The sequence below is a fragment of the Clostridiales bacterium genome, assembly GCA_018333995.1.
In the GTDB taxonomy this organism is placed as follows: Bacteria; Actinomycetota; Coriobacteriia; order Anaerosomatales; family SLCP01; genus JAGXSG01.
Genome location: JAGXSG010000020.1, coordinates 1 through 21,249 on the forward strand (window position 1 = coordinate 1; position 21,249 = coordinate 21,249).

Annotated in this window: 21 protein-coding genes; 20 read left to right on the forward strand and 1 reads right to left on the reverse strand. The window is 64.0% G+C overall.

Annotated elements, in window-relative coordinates; all coding sequences use genetic code 11:
- Positions 1–559 precede the first annotated feature (559 nt).
- The 20 genes from KGZ40_05820 to KGZ40_05915 all read left to right on the forward strand — a co-directional run bounded on the left by KGZ40_05820 (position 560) and on the right by KGZ40_05915 (position 18,925).
- A complete protein-coding gene (locus KGZ40_05820) occupies positions 560–898 on the forward strand; it encodes a hypothetical protein (protein MBS3957026.1) in 339 nt (112 codons plus the stop codon).
- Positions 899–902: 4 nt separating this feature from the next.
- A complete protein-coding gene (locus tag KGZ40_05825; protein MBS3957027.1) occupies positions 903–1,451 on the forward strand; it encodes a hypothetical protein in 549 nt (182 codons plus the stop codon).
- Between the two features lie 617 nt (positions 1,452–2,068).
- The gene (locus tag KGZ40_05830) at positions 2,069–2,248 is read left to right on the forward strand and encodes an ORF6N domain-containing protein (GenBank protein ID MBS3957028.1); all 180 of its coding nucleotides are present in this window, start codon (positions 2,069–2,071) and stop codon (positions 2,246–2,248) included.
- Positions 2,249–2,400: 152 nt separating this feature from the next.
- Positions 2,401–2,997, forward strand: a complete 597-nt coding sequence (locus KGZ40_05835) for a hypothetical protein (protein ID MBS3957029.1) — start codon at positions 2,401–2,403, stop codon at positions 2,995–2,997.
- A gap of 308 nt (positions 2,998–3,305) precedes the next feature.
- Positions 3,306–3,941 (forward strand): translation initiation factor IF-3, encoded by a 636-nt coding sequence (infC, locus tag KGZ40_05840; GenBank protein MBS3957030.1) that lies wholly within the window; start codon positions 3,306–3,308, stop codon positions 3,939–3,941.
- Positions 3,934–4,131, forward strand: a complete 198-nt coding sequence (gene rpmI / locus KGZ40_05845) for a 50S ribosomal protein L35 (protein MBS3957031.1) — start codon at positions 3,934–3,936, stop codon at positions 4,129–4,131. The genes infC and rpmI overlap by 8 nt, the downstream gene beginning before the upstream one ends.
- 35 nt (positions 4,132–4,166) lie before the next feature.
- The gene (rplT, locus tag KGZ40_05850; GenBank protein MBS3957032.1) at positions 4,167–4,526 is read left to right on the forward strand and encodes a 50S ribosomal protein L20; all 360 of its coding nucleotides are present in this window, start codon (positions 4,167–4,169) and stop codon (positions 4,524–4,526) included.
- Positions 4,527–4,744: 218 nt separating this feature from the next.
- A complete protein-coding gene (locus KGZ40_05855) occupies positions 4,745–5,227 on the forward strand; it encodes a hypothetical protein (GenBank protein MBS3957033.1) in 483 nt (160 codons plus the stop codon).
- Positions 5,224–5,616, forward strand: a complete 393-nt coding sequence (locus KGZ40_05860; GenBank protein MBS3957034.1) for a signal peptidase I — start codon at positions 5,224–5,226, stop codon at positions 5,614–5,616. The genes KGZ40_05855 and KGZ40_05860 overlap by 4 nt, the downstream gene beginning before the upstream one ends.
- A 360-nt stretch (positions 5,617–5,976) precedes the next feature.
- The gene (pheS, locus tag KGZ40_05865) at positions 5,977–7,032 is read left to right on the forward strand and encodes a phenylalanine--tRNA ligase subunit alpha (protein ID MBS3957035.1); all 1,056 of its coding nucleotides are present in this window, start codon (positions 5,977–5,979) and stop codon (positions 7,030–7,032) included.
- 73 nt (positions 7,033–7,105) lie between these two features.
- Complete coding sequence (locus KGZ40_05870; GenBank protein MBS3957036.1) at positions 7,106–9,523, forward strand: phenylalanine--tRNA ligase subunit beta; 2,418 nt, start codon at positions 7,106–7,108, stop codon at positions 9,521–9,523.
- A gap of 155 nt (positions 9,524–9,678) precedes the next feature.
- Entirely contained in the window at positions 9,679–10,728 is a 1,050-nt protein-coding gene (locus KGZ40_05875; GenBank protein MBS3957037.1) for an N-acetyl-gamma-glutamyl-phosphate reductase, read from the forward strand.
- A gap of 2 nt (positions 10,729–10,730) precedes the next feature.
- Positions 10,731–11,975: a bifunctional glutamate N-acetyltransferase/amino-acid acetyltransferase ArgJ gene (gene argJ / locus KGZ40_05880; GenBank protein ID MBS3957038.1), complete on the forward strand. Its 1,245-nt coding sequence runs from the start codon at positions 10,731–10,733 to the stop codon at positions 11,973–11,975.
- A gap of 26 nt (positions 11,976–12,001) precedes the next feature.
- Complete coding sequence (gene argB, locus KGZ40_05885) at positions 12,002–12,910, forward strand: acetylglutamate kinase (GenBank protein MBS3957039.1); 909 nt, start codon at positions 12,002–12,004, stop codon at positions 12,908–12,910.
- A gap of 49 nt (positions 12,911–12,959) precedes the next feature.
- Positions 12,960–14,120: an acetylornithine/succinylornithine family transaminase gene (locus KGZ40_05890; GenBank protein MBS3957040.1), complete on the forward strand. Its 1,161-nt coding sequence runs from the start codon at positions 12,960–12,962 to the stop codon at positions 14,118–14,120.
- Positions 14,120–15,055: an ornithine carbamoyltransferase gene (gene argF / locus KGZ40_05895; GenBank protein MBS3957041.1), complete on the forward strand. Its 936-nt coding sequence runs from the start codon at positions 14,120–14,122 to the stop codon at positions 15,053–15,055. The genes KGZ40_05890 and argF overlap by 1 nt, the downstream gene beginning before the upstream one ends.
- A 32-nt stretch (positions 15,056–15,087) precedes the next feature.
- On the forward strand, positions 15,088–15,528 hold the full coding sequence (locus KGZ40_05900) for an arginine repressor (GenBank protein ID MBS3957042.1): 441 nt from the start codon (positions 15,088–15,090) through the stop codon (positions 15,526–15,528).
- Between the two features lie 59 nt (positions 15,529–15,587).
- Complete coding sequence (locus KGZ40_05905) at positions 15,588–16,814, forward strand: argininosuccinate synthase (protein MBS3957043.1); 1,227 nt, start codon at positions 15,588–15,590, stop codon at positions 16,812–16,814.
- Positions 16,815–16,818: 4 nt separating this feature from the next.
- Positions 16,819–18,237 (forward strand): argininosuccinate lyase, encoded by a 1,419-nt coding sequence (argH, locus tag KGZ40_05910; GenBank protein MBS3957044.1) that lies wholly within the window; start codon positions 16,819–16,821, stop codon positions 18,235–18,237.
- Between the two features lie 10 nt (positions 18,238–18,247).
- Complete coding sequence (locus tag KGZ40_05915) at positions 18,248–18,925, forward strand: DNA-3-methyladenine glycosylase (GenBank protein ID MBS3957045.1); 678 nt, start codon at positions 18,248–18,250, stop codon at positions 18,923–18,925.
- Between the two features lie 61 nt (positions 18,926–18,986).
- On the opposite strand, the gene KGZ40_05920 is transcribed toward KGZ40_05915, so the two are convergent.
- Positions 18,987–21,227 carry a PBP1A family penicillin-binding protein gene (locus KGZ40_05920; GenBank protein ID MBS3957046.1) on the reverse strand — a complete coding sequence of 747 codons (2,241 nt, stop codon included), beginning with the start codon at positions 21,225–21,227 and terminating at the stop codon, positions 18,987–18,989.
- Between the last annotated feature and the right edge of the window lie 22 nt (positions 21,228–21,249).

Sequence of the window (21,249 nt, forward strand, 5' to 3'; positions counted from 1 at the left end):
GCGAGGCCGCTGCTTTCCTCGAACGAACCGTCCACCTTGCGGCTTCGGCCCATCTGAGTTCTTCAACGACCTCGCAAGTAGGATTATGCGCCATCCCGGGCGAGAAGCAACGGAAATCGTGAGATCCGCGCACCGATGTGACAAGCGGTCGATCGCAGCGTTTGTGCGGTCTGAGCAGGGCGGCTTGTCCACACTATCCCCAGAATCCACAGGACGAGTTCTCCTCGGCAGGTATCATGGGACGGACTGAAGGGGGCCACGCCAGGATCCGATCGACGAGCTGCTGTTTCAAGAGGGGGCGGAAGTCGATGTGTTCGTTCGCGAGGACCGGGTCATGATCGTGCCGGTCGCGGGTACGTAGGACGCGATGCGCGAACGTCTGCGCGCCCGTGCTGAGGTCGCCGGAATCGCCGAGGAGGACGTCGTGGTGGCCGTCGAGATGTAGGTTGTGCTCGGCGAACGCGGGTACATTAGCAATCGGTCGAGCATGGACACTCGTGTGGACATTGACGCGCATCGTGGTAATATTACCTCATAATGCGTTAGTAGGGGGATCCGCATGACGCCAGTCCTGGAGTCCATATTCGGTAGCCGGTCCGCCACGCAGGTGCTGCTGTTCCTCGAAGCATACGGTTCCGGTCACGCGCTTTGGATCGCGAAGACCTATGAGGTTCCCGTGAGCTCTATCCAGCGGCAGCTGCGACGGCTCGAGGCGAACGGGGTGCTTCTCAGTCGTACGGTGGGCAGGACCCGTGTCTTCGAGTTCAACACGCGCAACCCCACCGTACGCAATCTTCGCAGCTTCCTTCAGGCAGAGCTCGATTTGCTGCCCGAGGCGGAGACGAAGGCGTACTACCGGCAGCGGCAGAGGCCGCGTCGTACGGGCAAGAGGCTGTGAGCGCATGCGCAGAGTGAACGAGGGCACCTCCCTGGGGGAGCTGGCCGCCCTGGTGTGCGAAGCGCTCGAACGCGCCGGCATCAGGGCGACCCTGTCCGGCGGCGGCGCTGTCGTGCTGTACAGCGACAACGAGTACGAGAGCTCCGACCTGGACTTCATCACCTCCGAGCGAACCGCGGTGATCGCCGAGGCGATCGAGCCTCTCGGCTTCCACCGAACCCCAGGAAGCCGACAGTTCGAGCACCCCGAGGCACGCTACTACGTCGAGTTCCCGCCAGGCCCGCTGGCCTTTGGCGAGACAGTGGTTCCCGAGAGTTCCGTCCTCACGTTGCAGACCGAGTTCGGTCCCGTGCGCGTCATCACGCCGACCCAGTCCGTGATGGACCGGCTTGCGGCGTACGTGCACTGGAACGACAACCAGGCGCTCGATCAAGCCGTCATGGTCGCCAGACGTCAGCGTGTGGATTGGTCGGAGCTCTACGAGTGGGCACGGCGCGAGGGCGCGGATGCCGTCCTGATAGACCGGCTCAGGAGCAAGGCTGGATTCGACTGAGCCGTGATCGGCATCGACATGTGACCGAGACGGTGCCGGCCGAGCCGGAGTACGACTCGCGGAGGCGTGCGATGCAGGTGTGGTAGTGACGAGGACAGCGACGGCTGGTTCTCCGGTACCTGCTATCGAGATTGAAGATTAACCTGTACTTCCGTCTTGCGAAGTTCTCGCCGCCGAGAATAGCCTTGCCTGTGCGTCCCCGCTCCTTGCATGCAGTTCGCTGAACGAGTGCGCCGCCACACATCGGACACATCGTTGGGATCTGGGGCTCTACCGGTTCGACCTGCTGCATCCGTGCTGCCGCGCGGTCGAGCTTGAATCGCTTCGGGCGCTCCCCGAATGCGTTGAGCGCAGGCGCGGAGTCGTTCTGAGCGCACAAAAGAGCGAGGCCGCTGCTTTCCTCGAACGAACCGTCCACCTTGCGGCTTCGGCCCATCTGAGTTCTTCAACGACCTCGCAAGTAGGATTATGCGCCATCCCGGGCGAGAAGCAACGGAAATCGTGAGATCCGCGCACCGATGTGACAAGCGGTCGATCGCAGCGTTTGTGCGGTCTGAGCAGGGCGGCTTGTCCACACTATCCCCAGAATCCACAGGACGACGTCGGAAGCGACTGCGATCATTCCAGTTTCGTCAGCAACACTGGGCATTCGAGTCGTGCGTAGAGTGCGCGTCTTGCTCGACGAGGACCTCGCGGAACTCTACGGAGTCGAGACGCGCGCGCTGACCCAGGCGGTCCGGCGCAATCTTCAGCGGTTTCCCGCAGACTTCATGTTCGAGCTTACTCGTGAGGAGTGATCAGGCTGCTTGGCACTGCGGGAACCAGCGGTTCGGGAGAGTCCCGCGGCGGGTAGGATATCACCGGAGGTTGAGAACATGATGGCGACAACCACGCGTCGATTTAGACGCGCTTTCGGCTTCTAGTGGCCACACTTCCGGCAGGCACACGTGTGCGACTCACCGAGGACGCCTCGGCGGCTCTGCGCTTCCCGCCGCCAGACGACATCGACCTCACGGTCGTGGTGCACCGCGCCGCGCTCAACGCGCCCCACGATCCGCACACGCAGGTTGCCGCCGTCGCGCATGGTGAACTCGTGTGGCTCGGCGCGCTCGGCGAGGACGTGCTCGAGGAGGTGTCGGCCCCGCGTGATCCGGGCGCCAGAGCGGCCGTCGCCGAGCGCTTCTTGGTGGGCAGTCGTCTGTGGGACGTTGTGCGAGTGGGAGGGCTGCTCGGCCAGGCTGGGGGAGGGCCGCTGTCGACCGTCTACGACGGCAGTGAAGAACGCCCGTGGGTGGTGGTGGGTGAGACGATTCTCGGCGAGTTGATCGTCGTTCCGCTCAACGATTCGCGGAACCCCAAGTGGTGGACGCCGGTGATCGCGCAAATTCACATGCGCTTTCCCGGCAACATCAAAGACGGACAGGTCGAGCTTGCGCACGCGTGGACCGCGCCGGGGGCGCTCGTCGCGCGTGGCGAAGTGCTCGCAGCGGGTCGGGAAGCGGTTGAGCGGGCGATCGAGGGGTACTACGGGACGCCGCAGGGGTGAGGTTCTGGTAAGATCCCGTTAATGCTCCCGGGCTACGATATGCGTGCGATCGAGAGCCAGCGGTGCGCGAGCGAGCGCTGGACAGCTACAGCCCCCGCCCGTATACTACGCGGGCTGAACAATCGCATATAGCTCATTACAAGCGGAACCCCGCCTTTGCGGGTAGTTAGGGTTCCCACCTTGCGGCACCACTGAGGTAGCTGTCTGGTCGAGATGAACCGCCGGGACCGGGGTAGAATCCGGGTTGCTCGGCGTATGTCGCGCCCCGTCGGCTCTAGGCCGCGGGGCGTTACTCATGAATGGATGAAATGTGCCGTGTCGAGGGGCACGGCGCGAATAGTGGAGGTGAATCGCCCATCAGCAGTATCGAGCCGAGGATCAACGAACGGATCCGCGTGCCGCGTGTGCGTCTCATTGGTGTCGATGGTTCGCAGCTTGGAATCTTCGAGACGCCGGACGCGTTGCGAATCGCCGATGAACAGGGTCTCGATCTCGTTGAGGTCGCGCCCAACTCGGATCCGCCGGTCTGCCGGGTCATGGATTACGGCAAGTACAAGTACGAACAGGATATCAAGGCAAAGAAGGCCCGGAAGCACCAAGCGACGGTGCAGCTCAAGGAGATCAAGTTCCGGCCAAAGATCGACCACCACGACTACCAGACCAAGAAGAAGCACGTCGTGCGCTTCCTGACGTCGGGAGCAAAGGTCAAGGTGACGATCATGTTTCGCGGTCGAGAGATGGCGCACGCCGAGCGTGGGCTCGCGATTCTCGAGCGACTCGCCGAGGACCTCGTTGACATGGCCGTGATAGAGAATCAGCCCAAGCTTGAGGGCCGCAACATGCACATGTTGATGGCCCCGGTGAAGCGGGATGTGAAGGAGAACAGGGGTGACGGCGCGAGCGCTGTGCCCGCGGACCAAGAAAGCGAGGCAGAAAATGCCTAAGCAAAAGACTCACAAGTCAACCGCGAAGCGCTTCAAGCTGACCGGATCCGGCAAGGTCAAGCGCGGCAACGCGTTTAAGAGCCACATCCTCGAGAAGAAAAGTCCCAAACGTAAGCGCGCGTTCCGTGCGGATTCGCTCGTCCACAAGGCCGACGAAGCAGTCATCAAGAAGAACCTCGGCGTCGGCTAGTCCGGTGCACTGTCCCCAATAAGGAGTGATCTCTCATGCCCCGCGTCAAACGAGCCGTCTCCGCGAAGAAGAAGCGTCGCACCGTACTTGAGAAGGCCAAGGGTTACTACGGCGCTAAGAGCCGTACGTACCGCGCTGCCAAAGAACAGGTCCAGCACTCGCTGCAGTATGCATATCGCGATCGTCGCAACAAGAAGCGTGAGATCCGCCGGTTGTGGATTGCTCGCATCAACGCGGGTGCCCGGCTCAATGGCTTGTCTTACTCCGTGTTCATGAACGGACTCAAGAAGGCTGGCGTGGAACTTGATCGCAAGATCCTCTCAGACATGGCGATCAACGACCCTGCGGCGTTTACCAAGCTCGCCGAGATCGCCAAGGAGCAGGTTTCGGCGTAGGGAGCGCATCCCCCAATCAGTAAAACCCGAAAGCCCCGCGCGTGCGAGCACGGGGCTTTCGCGCGTTCGGGCACAAAGCGAGCAGGCGCGGTCAGGCGGTTTAGATCCTGGTGAGTTTCGGTTAGAGGCCAACGCCTATTCTGATGGAGCGCCGGGCGACCGCCCTGCGTACCGGTCGTTCTGACACCCCTCGTCGGACGAGAAGAGGGGAGAGTGTCATGAAACGGATCATCCTGCTTGCGTGCGCGGTTGGGCTCGTCGTGTCGGTGGGGGTGGCAGGAGCGTATTTTAACGCGCAACGCTCCATCGCCGACAACGTGATCAGGGCCGGTACCGTGTCGGTTTCGGTGGAGCCGACCTCCTCAGCGGTCAGCATCGACACCCTCGCGCCGGGGACAGCTCAGGTGCGGTCGCTTCGTGTCACTAACGACGGCACCCTGCCGTGCACCGTGAGCGTGACCAACGCGCGGCGGGCCGGCGTCACCGCGTTTTACAACGCGCTCGAGTGCTCGGTCAGCTCAGGCGGTACAGAGGTGTACCGAGGCTTGTTGTCGCAGATGAAGACAGAGCCGGTACCGCTTGCCCCTGGAGAGAGCATCGTGCTCGACTTTGCGGTACTGCTTCCGGGTGGTGTTGACAACGCGCACGCTGGTGACTACACGCGCATGACGCTCTACGTCGATGCACAGCAACAGCGGTGAACTATGTGGGCGTGGGCGTGACGCTGACCGCAATCTTGCTCGTCGTAAGCACGCACGGCATCGTCATGGTCGCTGGTGGCTCGATGTCGCCAGCGCTCGAGGTGGGCGATGTGTGTCTCTATCGGCGTGAGGCGAAACCGCGCGCTGGTGACGTGGTGGTGTTCACGCGTGAAGACGGTTCACTGGTGGCGCACAGGGCGGTCAGTGTGGGCAGAAGGGGTGAGGTGCGAACCAAGGGGGACGCGTGTGAAGCCGCCGACCGGGATCCCGTGCCAGCGAACCGCGTCAAGGGACGCGTTGTGTGGAGCACCGGCATGGTGAGGGAGCAGGTCATCGGCGCGCTATCGTATGCTACACTCCGTATCCAATCGCACAGCGTATGGCGATGAAGGAGATGCGTTCGCGACCGCTGGCAACGGACCAGAGAGGGATTCCGGTGGGCTGGAAGGATCCCGGTTGCCGCTTGCGAACGGTTCACTCCTGAGCCGCGACCTGAACGCGCGTGGCCATGCGGCTCGTTACGCGCCGGTAGGGAAGCCGGATCCCCCGATAGAGGGACGTCGCGGATGAGAGACCGCAAATAGTGCTGGCCCCATGAGGGTCGGCGCGATGAGTGGGCCCGCCAAGGGTCAACCGAGGTGGTACCGCGGGAGCCGGCTCCCGTCCTTGGATATACTTCCAGGCGACGGTGTCGGCTCCCCGTCGTTGGCGGGTATGCTGTGTGCGAGACGAAAGCAGGGCTGATGGCACTGATTGACGACTTGAGGAGCATCGAGGAGCGTGCACTCGCGGAGATCTCGGCGGCGTGTGAACTCGAAGCGCTCGACGCCGTACGTGTGGGGGTTCTTGGCAAGAAGGGTTCACTCACCGCGGTTCTGCGCGGACTCGGTTCACTCTCGGCGCATGAGCGTCCCGCGGTCGGGAAGGTCTCAAACGAGGTGCGCGCAACGCTAGAGTCGGCGATCACCGCGCGCAAAGAGACTCTCTCGGCCTCGGCGCTTGCTGACAGGATCAGCGCCGAGGCGGTCGACGTGACACTCCCCGGTCGCAAACGTCTTCCGGGGCGAGCGCATCTGATCAGTCAGATCACGGCGGAGATCATCGACATCTTCGTCGGGCTTGGTTACCGCGTGGCCGAAGGACCGGAAGTCGAGCGGTCCTACTACAACTTCACCGCCCTCAATCACCCGCTCACACATCCGGCGCGCGCGGCGACAGACACCTTTTACGTAATGGAACCCGGCTCAGGTCCGATCGAACCTGGCGCAACGACAGACGTCTTGCTCCGCACGCACACGAGTCCGGTCCAGATCCGCGTTATGGAGAAGCACAAACCGCCGGTCTACGTGATCGCTCCCGGCCGCGTCTACCGTCGTGACATTGCTGACCCGTCCCACCTGCCGCAGTTCCATCAGATCGAGGGTCTTGCCGTAGACGCCGGACTCACATTCGGGGACCTGAAGGGCACGCTTGACCACCTCTGCCACGAGCTGTTTGGACGCGACCGGAAGACGCGCTTTCGTCCGCACTTCTTCCCGTTCACCGAACCGAGCGCCGAGGTCGATGTCTCCTGCGGCATCTGCGAAGGCTCCGGATGCCGGTTCTGCCAGAACACCGGCTGGCTTGAGATACTCGGGTGCGGGATGGTCGATCCCAATGTTTTTGGCCATGTCGACATCGATTCCGAGAAATACGTCGGCTTCGCGTTCGGTCTTGGCGTTGAGCGCATCGCGGCGCTGCGATACGACATTCCCGACTTGAGGATGCTCGTCGAAGGCGACATGAGGTTTCTCAGGCAGTTCTGATCCCAGTTGGGCCCCGATGCGAGCGGCTCGCACACCCCGCCGCCCGCCGAAGCGATGAAAGGACGACCCCGAGATGCACGTCTCGATAAAGTGGCTCAGAGAGTTCGTCGATGTCGAGCTTGCGGTCGAAGAACTTGTCGAACGTCTCGACATGACTGGCACGGCGGTTGAGGGCGTGCGGATCGTCGGCGAGGGATTAAGCGGCGTGGTCGTGGGGCAGGTGCTCAACAAGGCGCCCCATCCGGAGGCGGACAAGCTCACATATTGCGAGGTCGACGTGGGCTTATCCGAGCCGCTCCATATCGTGTGCGGCGCGACGAACTTCGAGGCGGGCGACAAGGTGCCGGTCGCGTGTGCGGGCACTGAGCTCCCCGGCGGACTCGTCATCAAGCGCTCCAAGCTTCGGGGACTGACGAGCGAGGGAATGATGTGCTCGGCCCCAGAACTTGGCTTGCCGGGAGATGGATCAGGCCTGCTCGTGTTGCCCCAAGACGCCCCGGTTGGCGTGTCGTGGGCTGAGTACGCCGGTCGCGCCGATACCGTGATCGACCTCGAAGTCACCCCCAATCGTCCCGACTGCCTCTCGATGGTGGGCGTCGCTCGCGAGGTCGCGGCGATCACGGGGGCGCGTTTGCGGACCGCCGAGATAGCGGTGGACGAGTCCGCGGAACAGACCGCAAGCCGTATCGCCGTTGTGATCGAGGACCCGGCGCTGTGCAAGCGCTACGCCGCGCGTCTCGTCCGCGGCGTTCGAATCGGCCCTTCTCCCGAGTGGCTCGCCGAGAGGGTCGCGGCGGCCGGAGCACGTCCGGTCAACAACATCGTCGACGTCACCAACTACGTGATGTTCGAGCTCGGCCAGCCACTCCATGCCTTCGATGCTTCAACGCTGGCTACGCGCGATGGGCTCACGACCATTACGGTGAGAACCGCGCGGGCAGGCGAATCGCTTGTCACCCTCGACGGTCAGCTTCGGACCTTGACGGAGCGGATGCTCGTGATCGCAGACGACTCTTGCCCTGTCGCGCTCGCCGGCGTGATGGGCGGTGAGGCGACCGAGGTCTCCGAGTTGACCTTCGACGTTGTGCTTGAATCGGCGTGTTTTGACCCGGCGTCGGTGAGCACGACGAGCCGCTCGCTCGGGCTCATCTCGGAAGCCTCGACCCGGTTCGAGCGGGGGGTCGATCCAAGCAGATGCGTCGAGGCGATCGATCGCGCCGCGGCGCTCATTGCCGAGCTCGCTGGCGGCATCGTCGCGACCGGGGCCGCTGACGTCTATCCTGCGCCCGTTACCCCAAGACGGCTCACGCTTCGAATTTCACGTCTCAACGCGGTGCTCGGCACCGCTATAGCCGGAACCGAGGCGGCTCGGCTTCTCGAGTCTCTCGGCTTTACGGTCTTTCCGCAGGCCGCAGAGGTGTTTTCGGTAGAGGTTCCGACGTTTCGCCCCGACATCGAACGGGAGATCGATCTCATAGAGGAAGTCGTGCGGGTGTGGGGGATGGATCGCGTCTGCGCGACGCTTCCGGCGGGAACCGGTCGCGTGGGAGTGCTCACCGATCAGCAGCGCTGGATGCGCCGCATCGACGCGACCGTTCGGGCCGCGGGCTTGAACGAGACGATGACGTACTCGTTCATCGATCCGGAAGACGCCGTGCTGAGCCGGACATCGCCGCCCCAAGGAGAGGTGCCTGTCGAACTGGCGAATCCGATGTCAGCGGAGCAGGCAGTCATGCGGTGGTCGCTACTGCCCGGCCTGTTGCGAGCCGTGTCGTACAACCAGCGCCGAGGCGTGCCCGACGTGCAGCTCTACGAGATCGGCGCGACGTACGGGACGAGCGCTGGACGAACCCTTCCCCGGGAGCGCACGATGCTTGCGGGCGTGCTCGCCGGCTCCTGGACGCGTCCTGGCTGGAATGACCCGGGAGCGGCACTCGACTTCTTTGACGGCAAAGGAGTGATCGAGGCCCTCGCCATCGATCTTGGAATCGAGCGGCTCACCCTTGACGCACTCAGTCACGCGTGGCTCCAGCCGGGCAGGAGCGCCGATGTCTTCGTAGATGGCCGTCGAGCCGGGTGGCTCGGCGAGGTGCATCCTCATGTCGCCGAGGCGTACGAGGCACAAGCGCCTATCGTCGCGTTCGAGCTTGATCTCGGGGTATTCATCTCGGCGGCGCGGGCGGTGCGGCCGTGCAAGGAGGTTCCTCGGTTCCCGGCTGTGACGCTCGATCTCGCGCTCGTCGTCGATGACTCGGTGACAGCGGACCGTGTGGAGCGCGCGATCAGGAAAGCGGGAGGGGTGTTGCTCGACTCGGTTCGCCTGTTCGATGTGTACCGCGGTTCTGGCGTAGCCCAGGGGCGAAAGAGTCTCGCGTGGGCGCTCACATATCGCGCGCCAGACCGGACGCTTTCTGATGATGATGTCAGGCCGGTGCACGAGAAGCTCGTGCGCAAAGTGAGCGCGGCGGTAGGCGCGGAGCTCCGAGGGTGAGAGCGGTATTGCTCGCCCACGAGTTCTCATCGACGGGCAGATGAGCAGCTATGTATCAAGAAGAGTCAGTATGTAACATTAAGGTATAACCGTTGACTTGTATCCGGAGTATCGATATCATCACGTGATTCATCGCCGTCTGTTGGAGGAGCGCCGTGATCGATGTCGCGATAGTGGGAGCGGCCGGCTACGCGGGCGTCGAGCTCACGCGGCTGCTCGTCGGCCATCCTATGATGCGGGCGGTTCACCTTACGTCGGCCGCCCACGCGGACACGCGGGTGGGCGACCTCTACCCTGCGTTAGCTTCCCACGTGGATGTGGCGTACGTCGAGCCCGACGCTGACGCCATCGCTGATGCGGCCTCCATCGCGTTCCTTGCTGTCCCGCACACGGCGGCGATGGCGCTCGTGCCGCGCTTGCTCGAGCGCGGCGTCACCGTCATCGACGCCTCTGCCGACTTCCGCCTCTCCGACCCGGCACTCTACGAGCGCTGGTACGGAGTCGCGCACTCATGCCCAGAGCTTCTGGCTGAGGCGGTCTACGGTCTGCCCGAGCTTGACCGCGGCGCTCTTCCCGGCGCGCGACTTGTCGCGTGCCCAGGCTGCTATCCCACAGCCAGCATCCTCGCGGCGTTTCCCGCGCTGGCCGAGGGCGTAGCGGGCGGTACGCGCGTCATCATCGGCGCGATCTCGGGAGTCTCTGGAGCGGGCAAGGCCCCGGGACCTGGGGTGCACTACTGTGCGGTCACGGAGTCGGTCGCCGCGTACAAAGTTGCGGCGCACCGGCATACACCCGAGATTGCCGAGCGGCTCTCACATGTCACGGGCAGCCCCGTCCGCGTGACATTCTCGCCCCATCTCGCACCGCTCAGCCGCGGACTCCTCGCGACCGTTTATCTCGACCTCACCGAGGATTCATCCTCCCTCACCACCTCGGAAGCCGTCGACCTTTACCGCTCTCGCTACGCCAACGAGCCGTTCGTCACCGTGCACGCTCCCGGGGTGATGCCCTCTACCGCCGAGGTGCGCGGCACAAACCGAGCGCATATCGGTGTCGTTGTCGATGAGGATGCGGGAATGCTTGTCGCAGTGTGCGCTATCGACAACCTCGTGAAGGGTACCTCCGGTCAGGCGATCCAGTGTGCAAACCTCGTGCTTGGTCTCGATGAAACCGCCGGGCTCGACATCCCCGGTTGGGGGGTCTGACAATGACGCGCGCGTCGTCCACGTACGTGATCGAGAGTGCGGACGGGGGGATTCTTGCGCCCGCGGGCTTCTCGGCGTCTGGTGTTGCCGCTGGCATCAAGCGTCCCGGCAGACTCGACGTGTGTGTCATCGACGCGGCGGCGCCCGTAGCCGCCGCCGCGGTCTTCACGCGCAACACGATGGCGGCTGCGCCAGTGAGTTGGAGCCGCCAAGCGGTCTCGGACGGCACGTTGCGCGCGTGGGTCGTCAACGCGGGCAACGCCAACGCGTGCACGGGCGCGACGGGCGAAGCCGACGCTCGGGCGATGGCCGAGCAGACCGCGCGACTCCTCGGGTGCGCTCCCCAGGATGTGGGTGTCGCTTCCACGGGCGTGATAGGCGTGCCGATGCCGATGCCGACAGTTGGTGCCGGCATTGAAGCGGCCATTGCCGCCCTCGGAAGCAAGCGGGAGCACGCCACGCAGGCCGCCGCAGCGATCATGACCACTGACACGTTCGCGAAGGAGTCCGCGTGCCGCGTGACGGTGGATGGTACCTCGTTTGCGGTGGGGGGCATCGCCAAGGGGAGCGGCATGATCATGCCCGACATGGCGACCATGCTCGCGTTTCTCACCACCGACGCGCCGCTCGACGCCGAGGCGTGCAGAGCGGCGCTCACCTTGGCGGCCGGTCGCACGTTTAACCGCATCACCGTCGACGGCGACACATCGACCAACGACACCGCCGCTCTCATGGCGAGTGGTGCCGCGACGATTGTGGACGGTGCGCCAATCACCGTTGCTCACCCCGCGTTCGACGCGGTCGCGGCGGCTGTGACGCACGTGTGCGCGGAGCTCGCGCGGATGATTGTTCGCGACGGGGAAGGCGCGACGAAGCTTGTCTCTGTCGTGGTGCGGGGCGCCGCGAGCGCCCACGACGCCGAGGCGGCCGCTCGCACGATCGCAAACTCGCCCCTCGTCAAGACCGCGCTCTTTGGTGGGGACGCCAACTGGGGGCGGGTTGCGATGGCGCTCGGCAATTCGGGCGCCGATGTCGACCCGGATCGCGTCGACATTGTGTTCGCGGGGATTCCCACGTGCACGGGCGGGACGGCGGTCGCCTTTGATGAAGACGCTGCGGCGCTCGCGCTTTCCGCCGACGAGATCGAGCTGCTTGTCGACCTGCACCTCGGCGAGTTCGAGGCCACCGTTTTGACGTGCGACCTGACGTATGAGTACGTGCGCATCAACGGCGCGTACCGGACGTGAGGTCCAAGACTGAGGAGAGGGCGTCGATGGAGTACCTGTTGGAGAAAGCTGAGACTCTGACAGAAGCGCTGCCTTGGATCAAGCGCACCTGGGGGAGGACCGTCGTCATCAAGTACGGCGGGGCGGCGATGACGGATCCCGTGTTGCGCGAGCACGTCGCCAGCGACATCGTGCTCATGAAGCTTGTAGGGGTGAACCCGGTGATCGTGCACGGGGGCGGACCGGCTATCACCGCGTACATGGAACGGCTCGGCATGCCAGTCGAATTCCATGAGGGGCTTCGTGTGACCTCCGATGAGGCGATGGAGGTCGTCAAGATGGTGCTCGTCGGCAAGGTGAACAAAGAACTCGTCGGCTCGATCAACTCCCACGGACGGCTCGCCGTCGGGATCTCAGGAGACGATGGCAACCTCATCATCGCTGACGCGATCTCCGAGCGCCTCGGTCGTGTGGGGCAGGTCCGCTCCATCGACACGACCGTGATCCACAAGCTGATCGGAGACGGGTTCATACCGGTCGTCGCTTCCGTGGGGGCCAGCGCGGACGCTGGCTCGTACAACATCAACGCCGACATCGTCGCTGGTGAGCTGGCAGCCGCACTCGACGCCGACAAGGTCATCTTCCTCACGGACGTCGATGGCCTGTACGCTGATTTCTCGGACAAGTCCTCGCTCATCAGCGTGCTCGCACTCCATGAAGCCGAGGAGATGATCGCGCACGACCGTCTTGCGAGCGGGATGATCCCCAAGGTAGCCGCGTGCGCGCGGGCGCTGCGCGGCGGGGTAGGCCGAGCGCACATCTTGAACGGCACCGTCCCGCACTCTCTTTTGCTCGAGGTCTACACGGACTCAGGTGTGGGGACGATGATCACTCACGACGGCGAGCGCGGTCCCATGGAGTGCCGTGGCGCGTACCAGGGGGAGGCGGGCCGCTAAAGTGGGGGACGCTTACGAGGTCGCGCGCTCTCTTGACGCCGAGTTTCACATGCCCACGTACGCTCGCAAACCGGTGATGTTTGTGGAAGGCAGAGGTATGCGCCTCTACGACGACGAGGGCCGCGAGTATCTCGACTTCGTCTCAGGTATCGGCGCGGTAAATCTCGGTCACGCGCATCCTGCGGTGGCCGAGGCGGTCGCACGCCAGATGAACCGGCTCGTGCACGTGACTAACCTGTATTTCGTCGAACACCGCGCGGAGCTCGCGCGTGAGATATCGGGACTTCTCGGCGGGGGGTTCAAGGCATTTTTCTGTAACTCGGGTGCCGAGGCGACCGAGGGCGCGATCAAACTCGCCCGTCGCTGGGGCGTGGCGAACAAGGGTCCAGGCGCCGTGCGGGTCATTACCGCCGAGCGGAGCTTTCACGGCAGGACCCTGGCGGCGCTCGCGGCGACAGGACAACCCTCCAAGCAAGAGGCGTTTGAGCCGCTGCCGCACGGTTTTTCCCACGTGCCGCTTAACGACATCGCCGCGCTCGACGAAGCGCTCGATGACAGCGTGTGCGCGGTGATGCTCGAGGTCGTTCAGGGAGAAGGCGGCGTCTACCCGTGTGAGCCGTCGTATCTTTCGGCGGCCCGGGCACTCTGTGACGAGCGCGGAGTCCTGCTCGTTTTCGACGAGGTCCAGACCGGTTTCTGGCGCACTGGGCCGGCGTTCGCGCATCAGGCGTTTGGGATTGAGCCCGACATCGTGACGCTCGCCAAGGCGATGGCAAACGGTTTACCCGCGGGCGCTGTGATGGCGCGGGACCACGTGGCCGAGGCGTTTTGTCCGGGCGATCACGGCTCCACCTTCGCTGGCGGACCTGTCATCTGCGCAGCCGCGCTCGCCACGATCGCTGCGCTTCGGGACGAGCGGCTCGGCGAGAGGGCTATCGCGACCGGAGGGTACCTGCGCGAGCGTCTCGAGGCGTTCTCGGCGCAAACCGGCGCGCTCGTTGAGGTGCGCGGGACAGGGCTCATGCTTGCCGCCCACTTCGTAAAACCCGTGGCGCCATCGATCGCGGCGAGCGCGCTTGCGCGCGGCTTCGTGCTCAACGCCATCGGAGAGCACATTATCCGGTTCCTGCCTCCGCTCGTGTGTTCCTCGTCCGAGGTGGATACACTCATGGATGTACTGCCCGTGCTCTTTGAGGAGGTGGCCGCGTGATGTCAAAGGCGCTCTCAGGCCGTGACCTGCTGACGCTCGCAGATCTGTCCGCCGACGAAATCGCACTCGTGCTAGACACCGCTCTCGAGGAGAAAGCCGCGTGGGCGGCTGGCGTGCGCGCCGCGCCGCTCGCGGGCGCCTCGGTCGCGATCGTCTTCGAGAAGCCTTCAGTGCGCACTCGCGTTTCGTTCGAGGTGGCGTGCGTTCGTCTCGGTGCCGCGCCCGTCATCCTTTCTGGTGGGGACTCGGCGTTTTCTCGCGGAGAGACGGTCGCGGACACCGCGCGCGTGCTTGAGCGCTACTGCGACGCCATTGTGTTCAGGACGTTTGCGCACGCAAAGGTCGAAGAGGTGGCGAAGTGGGCGAGGGTTCCGGTCATCAACTCGCTTTCCGACGACCACCATCCCTGCCAGGGTCTGGCGGACCTCCTCACGATCCGGGAGCACCTCGGCCGCCTCGAGGGTGTGGTCTTTGCCTACGTTGGTGACGGCAACAACATGGCGCACACGTACCTGCACGCGGGTGCGCTCACTGGCATGGATGTTCGCATCGCCACGCCACAGCGGTTCGAGCCTGACGCGAGCGTAGTCGCGCACGCCAAGCAGTTGGCCGAGACACACGGTGCTCGCGTATGGGTGGGGCACGACCCGTTCGAAGCGGTGCGCGGCGCGGATATTGTCGCGACCGACACGTGGGCGTCGATGGGGCAAGAGGGCGAGCACGCCGAGCGGCTGGCCGCGTTTGAGCCCTACCGGGTCGACGCTGACCTGATGTCGGCCGCCGGACGCGGCGCACGGTTCATGCACTGCCTGCCGGCGCACCGTGGCGAAGAGGTGACGGGCGAGGTCATAGACGGGCCGGCGTCGATCGTGTTCGATGAGGCGGAAAACCGGCTGCACGCGCAGCTCGCGTTGCTCAAGCTGCTGCTCAGCTAGGTTTCATGGACGAGGAAGAACGGGGAGGTCGATTGGAACTCATGAAGAAGCGGACCAAGAGGCAAGAGGTGATCAGGACGATCGTGCGGGCGGAGCGGGTGCGCACGCAGCGGGACCTCGTTGAGCATCTCAAGGAACGAGGCTTCAGCTGCACCCAAGCGACGGTCTCGCGAGATGTCACCGAGATGGGACTCAAAAAGCTGCCCGAGGGTGTATACGTGCTCGCCGAGGATCTTCACTTGCAGCGGATGATCTCAGAACTCGTAACGGGAGTCGTCCACACCGGCAACCTCGTGCTCGTCAAGGCATCGCCCGGAACCGCGCCCGGTGTCGCGGCGGCGCTCGACCGTGCGGAGCTGTCGGATGTGCTTGGATCGATAGCGGGCGATGACACGATTCTGATCATCGTCCAAGACGAGACGGCTGCCGGTACGCTTGTCGACGCCATCAAGAAGTTTCGGGGCATCGAGTAGGGCGCGTCACCGCGCCGTGAACATATCGCCGGTTTCCGGCACGGATGGAAGGGTTTCATATGGTTCGGGAGAAATGCGTACTGGCCTATTCCGGAGGACTCGACACGTCCGTCGCTATCCAGTGGATTCGGGAGAACCACGATGTCGATGTGGTGGCCCTCGCCATCGACGTGGGCCAGGAGCGTCAGGATCTCGAGTTCGTGCGGAAGAAGGCGCTCGACATCGGAGCGGTCGATTCGATCGTGAAGGATGTGCGCGAGGAGTACGTGGAGGAGTACCTGAGCCGTGCCCTCAAGGCCAACGCGCTCTACGAGAACAAGTACCCGCTCGTCTCGGCTCTGTCGCGTCCGATCATCGTCAAGCATCTCGTAGAGGAGGCGCACCGGTGCCAGGCCCGCTACATTGCTCACGGGTGCACCGGCAAAGGTAACGACCAGGTGCGTTTCGAGGTAGGAATCGCGGCCCTCGACCCCGATCTCGAGGTGATCGCGCCGGTGCGCGAGTGGGAGCTAAAGACCCGCGAACAGGAAATGGTCTACGCCGAGGAGCGCGGTATCCCCGTGCCCACCACCAAGTCCTCGCCGTACTCGATCGACGACAACCTCTGGGGACGGGCCATTGAGTGCGGCATCTTGGAAGATCCGTGGGTCGAACCGCCAGCCGATATCTACACGCTCACGGCCGATTCGCGCGGCAACGAGTGCGATGAGCCCGAGTATGCCGAGATCAGCTTCGCGCAAGGCATTCCGGTCGCGCTCGACGGCGAGCGGTGCAGCTTCCATGACATCATCGAGCGCATGAACGAACTAGCTGGCAGGCACGGGTTCGGCCGCATCGACATGATCGAGAACCGGCTCATCGGCGTGAAGTCCCGCGAGATATACGAGGTGCCGGGAGCGCTCACTCTCATCACCGCCCACAAGGCGCTCGAGGATCTCTGCCTGGAGCGCGAGGTGCTCCACTACAAACTCGGCGTGGAGCAGAAGTGGGCCGAGCTCGTCTACAACGGCATGTGGTTCTCGCCGCTCAAAGAGGCGCTCGACGGTTTCATCGACACCACCCAGCAGCTAGTGACCGGCGATGTGCGGCTGCGTTTCTTCAAGGGAAGCTGCGTGACGGTGGGACGCCGCAGTCCGTACTCGCTCTACGACTACAATCTCGCCACCTACGACGAGGCCGACACCTTCGATCACACCGCTGCCAAAGGATTCATCCATCTGCATGGACTGCCGGTGAAGGTCTGGGCGCGCCAGCGTCGCAAGGTAGGCAAGGAAGGCGAGGTCTAACTCCGTGACAGACGCGAAAAAGCCATGGGGCGGACGTTTTGAGCGGTCCCCGAGCCGGTTCCTCGACGAGTTCGGCGCCTCGCTGCCGGTCGACAAGCGCATGTGGGCTGAGGACATCACCGGCTCGATCGCGCACGCACGGATGCTTGCGCGCCAGAACATCATCTCCGAGGCGGACGCCGAGGCGATCGAAGCCGGTCTTTCGGAGATATACCGCGAGATCCGCGACGGCGCGTTTCAGTTCGACGTGGCCGACGAAGACATCCACATGGCGATCGAGCGCGCCCTTACTGAGCGCATCGGTCCTGCGGGTGGTCGGCTCCATACGGGGCGCAGCCGCAACGATCAGGTCGCGCTCGACACGCGCATGTATGCCAAGCGGCAGGCCGTAGAGCTCGTGCGGGCTCTCGTCGCGCTTCGCGGAACACTCGTTTCGGTGGCCGAGGCCAACGCAGACGTCATCATGCCGGGCTACACTCATCTCCAGAAGGCCCAGCCGATACTCTTCAGCCACCACGTGCTCGCATACTCGTGGATGTTTACGCGCGATACGGCGAGGGTGCGTGCGGCGTACGAGGCGGCCGACGAGTGCCCGCTCGGAAGCGCTGCGCTTGCGGGCACCACGTTTTCCGTGGACCGCCGGTTTATCGCAGAGCATCTCGGATTCGCCGCGGTGATTCCAAATTCGCTGGACGCGGTGTCCGATCGCGACTTCCTGCTCGACCTAACCTATGCGTGCACCGTGACCATGGTGCACTTGTCGCGCATCTGCGAGGAACTCATCTTGTGGTCCACCGAGGAGTTCGGCTTTGTCACGATGGATGACGCTCACTCCACGGGTTCAAGCATCATGCCGCAGAAGAAGAACCCCGACTTCGCTGAGCTCACGCGAGGCAAGAGCGGTCGAGTGATTGGCGATCTCGTAGGGTTGCTCACCATGCTCAAAGGGCTTCCGCTCGCCTACAACAAAGATATGCAGGAGGACAAGGCGGGCGCCTTCGACGCGATCGACACGACGCTCGACTGCCTCACCGTGGTCGATGGGATACTCTCGTCGATGCGGGTCAACGGCGAGCGCATGCGCGCGGCCGCGCACGGAGGATTCATGGCGGCGACCGATCTCGCCGACCACCTCGCGGGCGTGGGAGTGCCCTTCCGCGAGGCACACGAAGTCATCGGAGCGCTCGTTTGCGCGCTCGAGCGAGACGGCCGCACGCTGCAAGACCTCACCGCCGAGGAGTTCGCGGCTATACACCCGTCGCTGAAGGAAAGCGGCAGCGATGTGGTGGACATCCGGAAGGTGGTGGCTCGGCGCGCCAGTGAAGGGGGCACAGGGCACGGTCCGGTCTCCCGTCAGATGGTGCACGTGGGCGAGGCGCTTAGCTTGGATGCGGAGTGGCTCAAGCGCGCGGCTGAGGGGTAGGTGGCACGGCGTGTCGGCGTGGCCGACGGAAAGTGAACCGATTCCGGGCGTGACCGGCGCGCGAGTAGAGCGAGAGTTCTTTGACCGGGATCCCCGCGAGGCCGCTTCAGAACTGCTCGGGACGATCCTGCTGAGCCGGGCGGGCGGTGGGCTCACGGGTGGCAGGATTGTTGAGACAGAGGCGTATCTCGGCAGTGACGACCCCGGTAGCCACGCCGCTACCCGCGGGATCACTGTCCGCAACGCGGTGATGTACGGACCACCCGGTTCCGTCTACGTCTACTTCACGTACGGCAACCACCACATGCTCAATCTGGTGTGCGGTCCTGAGGGCGTCGCGGGCGCGGTGTTGATACGTGCCCTTGAGCCGCTCGTAGGCGTGGGCACGATGCGTGCGCGCCGACCAGGACGTGCGGATCATGAGCTGACCAACGGCCCCGGGAAGCTCGCCTCGGCGCTCGGCGTCGATCTGACGCACAACGGCGGCGTTCTCGGCGAGGGTGATCTTGCCGTGTACCATGCTTCAGGGCCGTTCAACCACGAGGTGTCGAAGTCTGGCAGGGTAGGACTGGGTGCGGGCTTCGAGCTCGAGCTGCGCTACTTCCTGACGGGATCACCGTACGTATCGCGTGGGAGAACAGGGCCACCGACTCAGCGACGCTCTCGCGCTCATCGTCACCGCAACTGAGGCACTCGAGATGAAGCTTTCCGGGACTTGCCGTACCTGCCTCAAGCGACCGTGATCGCGTTTACGGGGCGGGTGTTGGAGTCGGCTCTGTCTGCGGCGGCGGCAACGCTGGAGGTGGTGGTGCGGGAGGCGCTGGAGGTGGTTGCGGCGCGGGAGGCGGCGTCGTGTCCCGGCCCTTCGAAACGCTCACGGTGACGGTGCCGCCAGGTGCGATCTTGGCATCTGGCGCGGGGTTCTGAGCGACGATGATCCCTACGGGAGCTGTGGCGTGGAAGACCTCGTTGACCGTGAGCTTGAGCGCGAACGGGTCGAGCGATTCTTCAGCTTGAGCGGTCGTCATGCCGATGAGATCAGGGACGTCAACGCGCAGTGAGGACTGCCTGTAGGTGTACTTAGGCGCGGCGACCCGTTTGAAGTCGAGCACCGGCAGACCTTCGTGAGCGGGCCTCATGAAGCGCTCCCAGATCGGCGCGGCGAGGGTTCCACCAAACCCGCGGCGTCCGTGCACGTTGAGCATCGGGGTTTCTTGCTTGTAGTAGCCGACCCACACCGATGTCACCAGCTGGGGCGTATAGCCGACGAACCATGCGTCACGGTAGTTCTGGCTCGTGCCCGTCTTGCCAGCGGCCGGCCGACCTATCGAAGCGGCGCGTGCTGTGCCCCCTGTGATGACGCCTCGCATGACGTTCGTCACCGCAAAGGCGACCTCTGGTGTAAGAGCTTCCACCCCTTCAGGCTTGTGCTCGAACACGGTCTCGCCGTCTCTGTCGATCACCTTCGTGATGGCCACAGGTGCGTGGTAAACGCCGTTGGTTGCCAAGGTTCCGTGGGACGAAGCCATCTCAAGCGGGGTCACGTTTTGGGTTCCCAGCGCGATCGATGGGTACGGCGGGATGTCCGAGCGGATCCCCATGCGCCGCGCAACAGCGGCGACCTTCTCGGCACCCGTGCTCTCGTCGTCGTTGAGCTCCCAAATGAGGCGCGCAAACACGGTGTTGACTGAGGAGCGCATCGCCGAATCGAGGCGGATGATGCCGCGTCCTCGTCCTTCGCTGTTCGATACGTTCCACAGGGGAGTCGCGGGGATGACGGCGGGGGAAGATGAGTCAACGAATCGCGAGGGAGGCATACCAGCCTCGATCGCGGCGACAAGCGTAAACGTCTTGAACGCGGAGCCGGGTTGGCGCTTGCCTTGCGTCGCAAGATTGAATTTGCTCGTGGCGAAGTCTCGTCCGCCCACAAGCGCCTTGATCGTTCCGTCGCGCGGGTCGAGCGAGACGAGTGCGGCGTCCGGGTCGCCCGGCCGGTTGAGGAATCCGAAGACGGCATCTTCGGCGAGCGCTTGCAGTCTCAGGTCGATGGTGGTGTGAACCTCAAGCCCTCCTCCAAACACGAGGGCCGAGCTGTACTCCTGCTGGAGGATCTTCTTGACGTGCGCTACGAAGTACGGTGCGTGAAAGATCCCGTCGGCCGGCTGGTCGGCGCGCTTGAGCTCGACGGGGGCCGCGCGCGCGGTGTTGTACTCATCTTGCGTGATATAGCCGTTGACGAGCATCCGAGAGAGCACGTGGTTGCGGCGTGCGGTCGCGCCTTCCGGATTCGTGAACGGAGACAATCTGCTCGGCTGCTGAGGAAGACCCGCGAGCAGCGCAGCCTCGGCAATTGTCAGGTCGGACGCGTTTTTGGAGAAGAATGTTTGCGCGGCGGCCTGAGCGCCGTATGCCCCCTCGCCAAAGTAGATCGCGTTGAGATAGAGCTCCAGTATTTCGTCTTTGTCCTTGCGTTTCTCAAGCTCGCGGGCGAGAAACGCTTCACGAACCTTGCGGGCGAATGTGATGTGTGTTCGCTCGTCAAGAAGGACCGTGTTACGGATGTACTGCTGGGTGATTGTCGAAGCACCCTCCTCGAGGCGTCCCGCCATCAGGCCAGTGACGAGTGCGCGTGCGATGCCCTGCAGGTCGACACCATCGTGCGTGTAGAACCGTTCATCTTCGACCGCGACAACGGCTTCGACGAACTCCGTCGATATCTCCGACATTGGAACAACGGTACGATTCTCCAGGTAGAGCCGCGCGATAAGAGTGCCGTCCGCCGAGTAGATCCGTGTTGCCTGGGCGACGTCGAAGGCGTGTGGCGACTGGTAATCCGGCAGGTCCTCAAGCCACGAGGAGACTACCGCGTACGCTGCGGTTACTCCCGCCGCTAACAGGAGGAACAGTGTCGCGACCACGGTGGTCGCCGCGATCGCCCCCACCGGCGCGCCCGCGCGCGCTCGGCGGTTTCTCATGCGCCTGCTTGACATGCTCCTCGCTCACCTCCAGTCT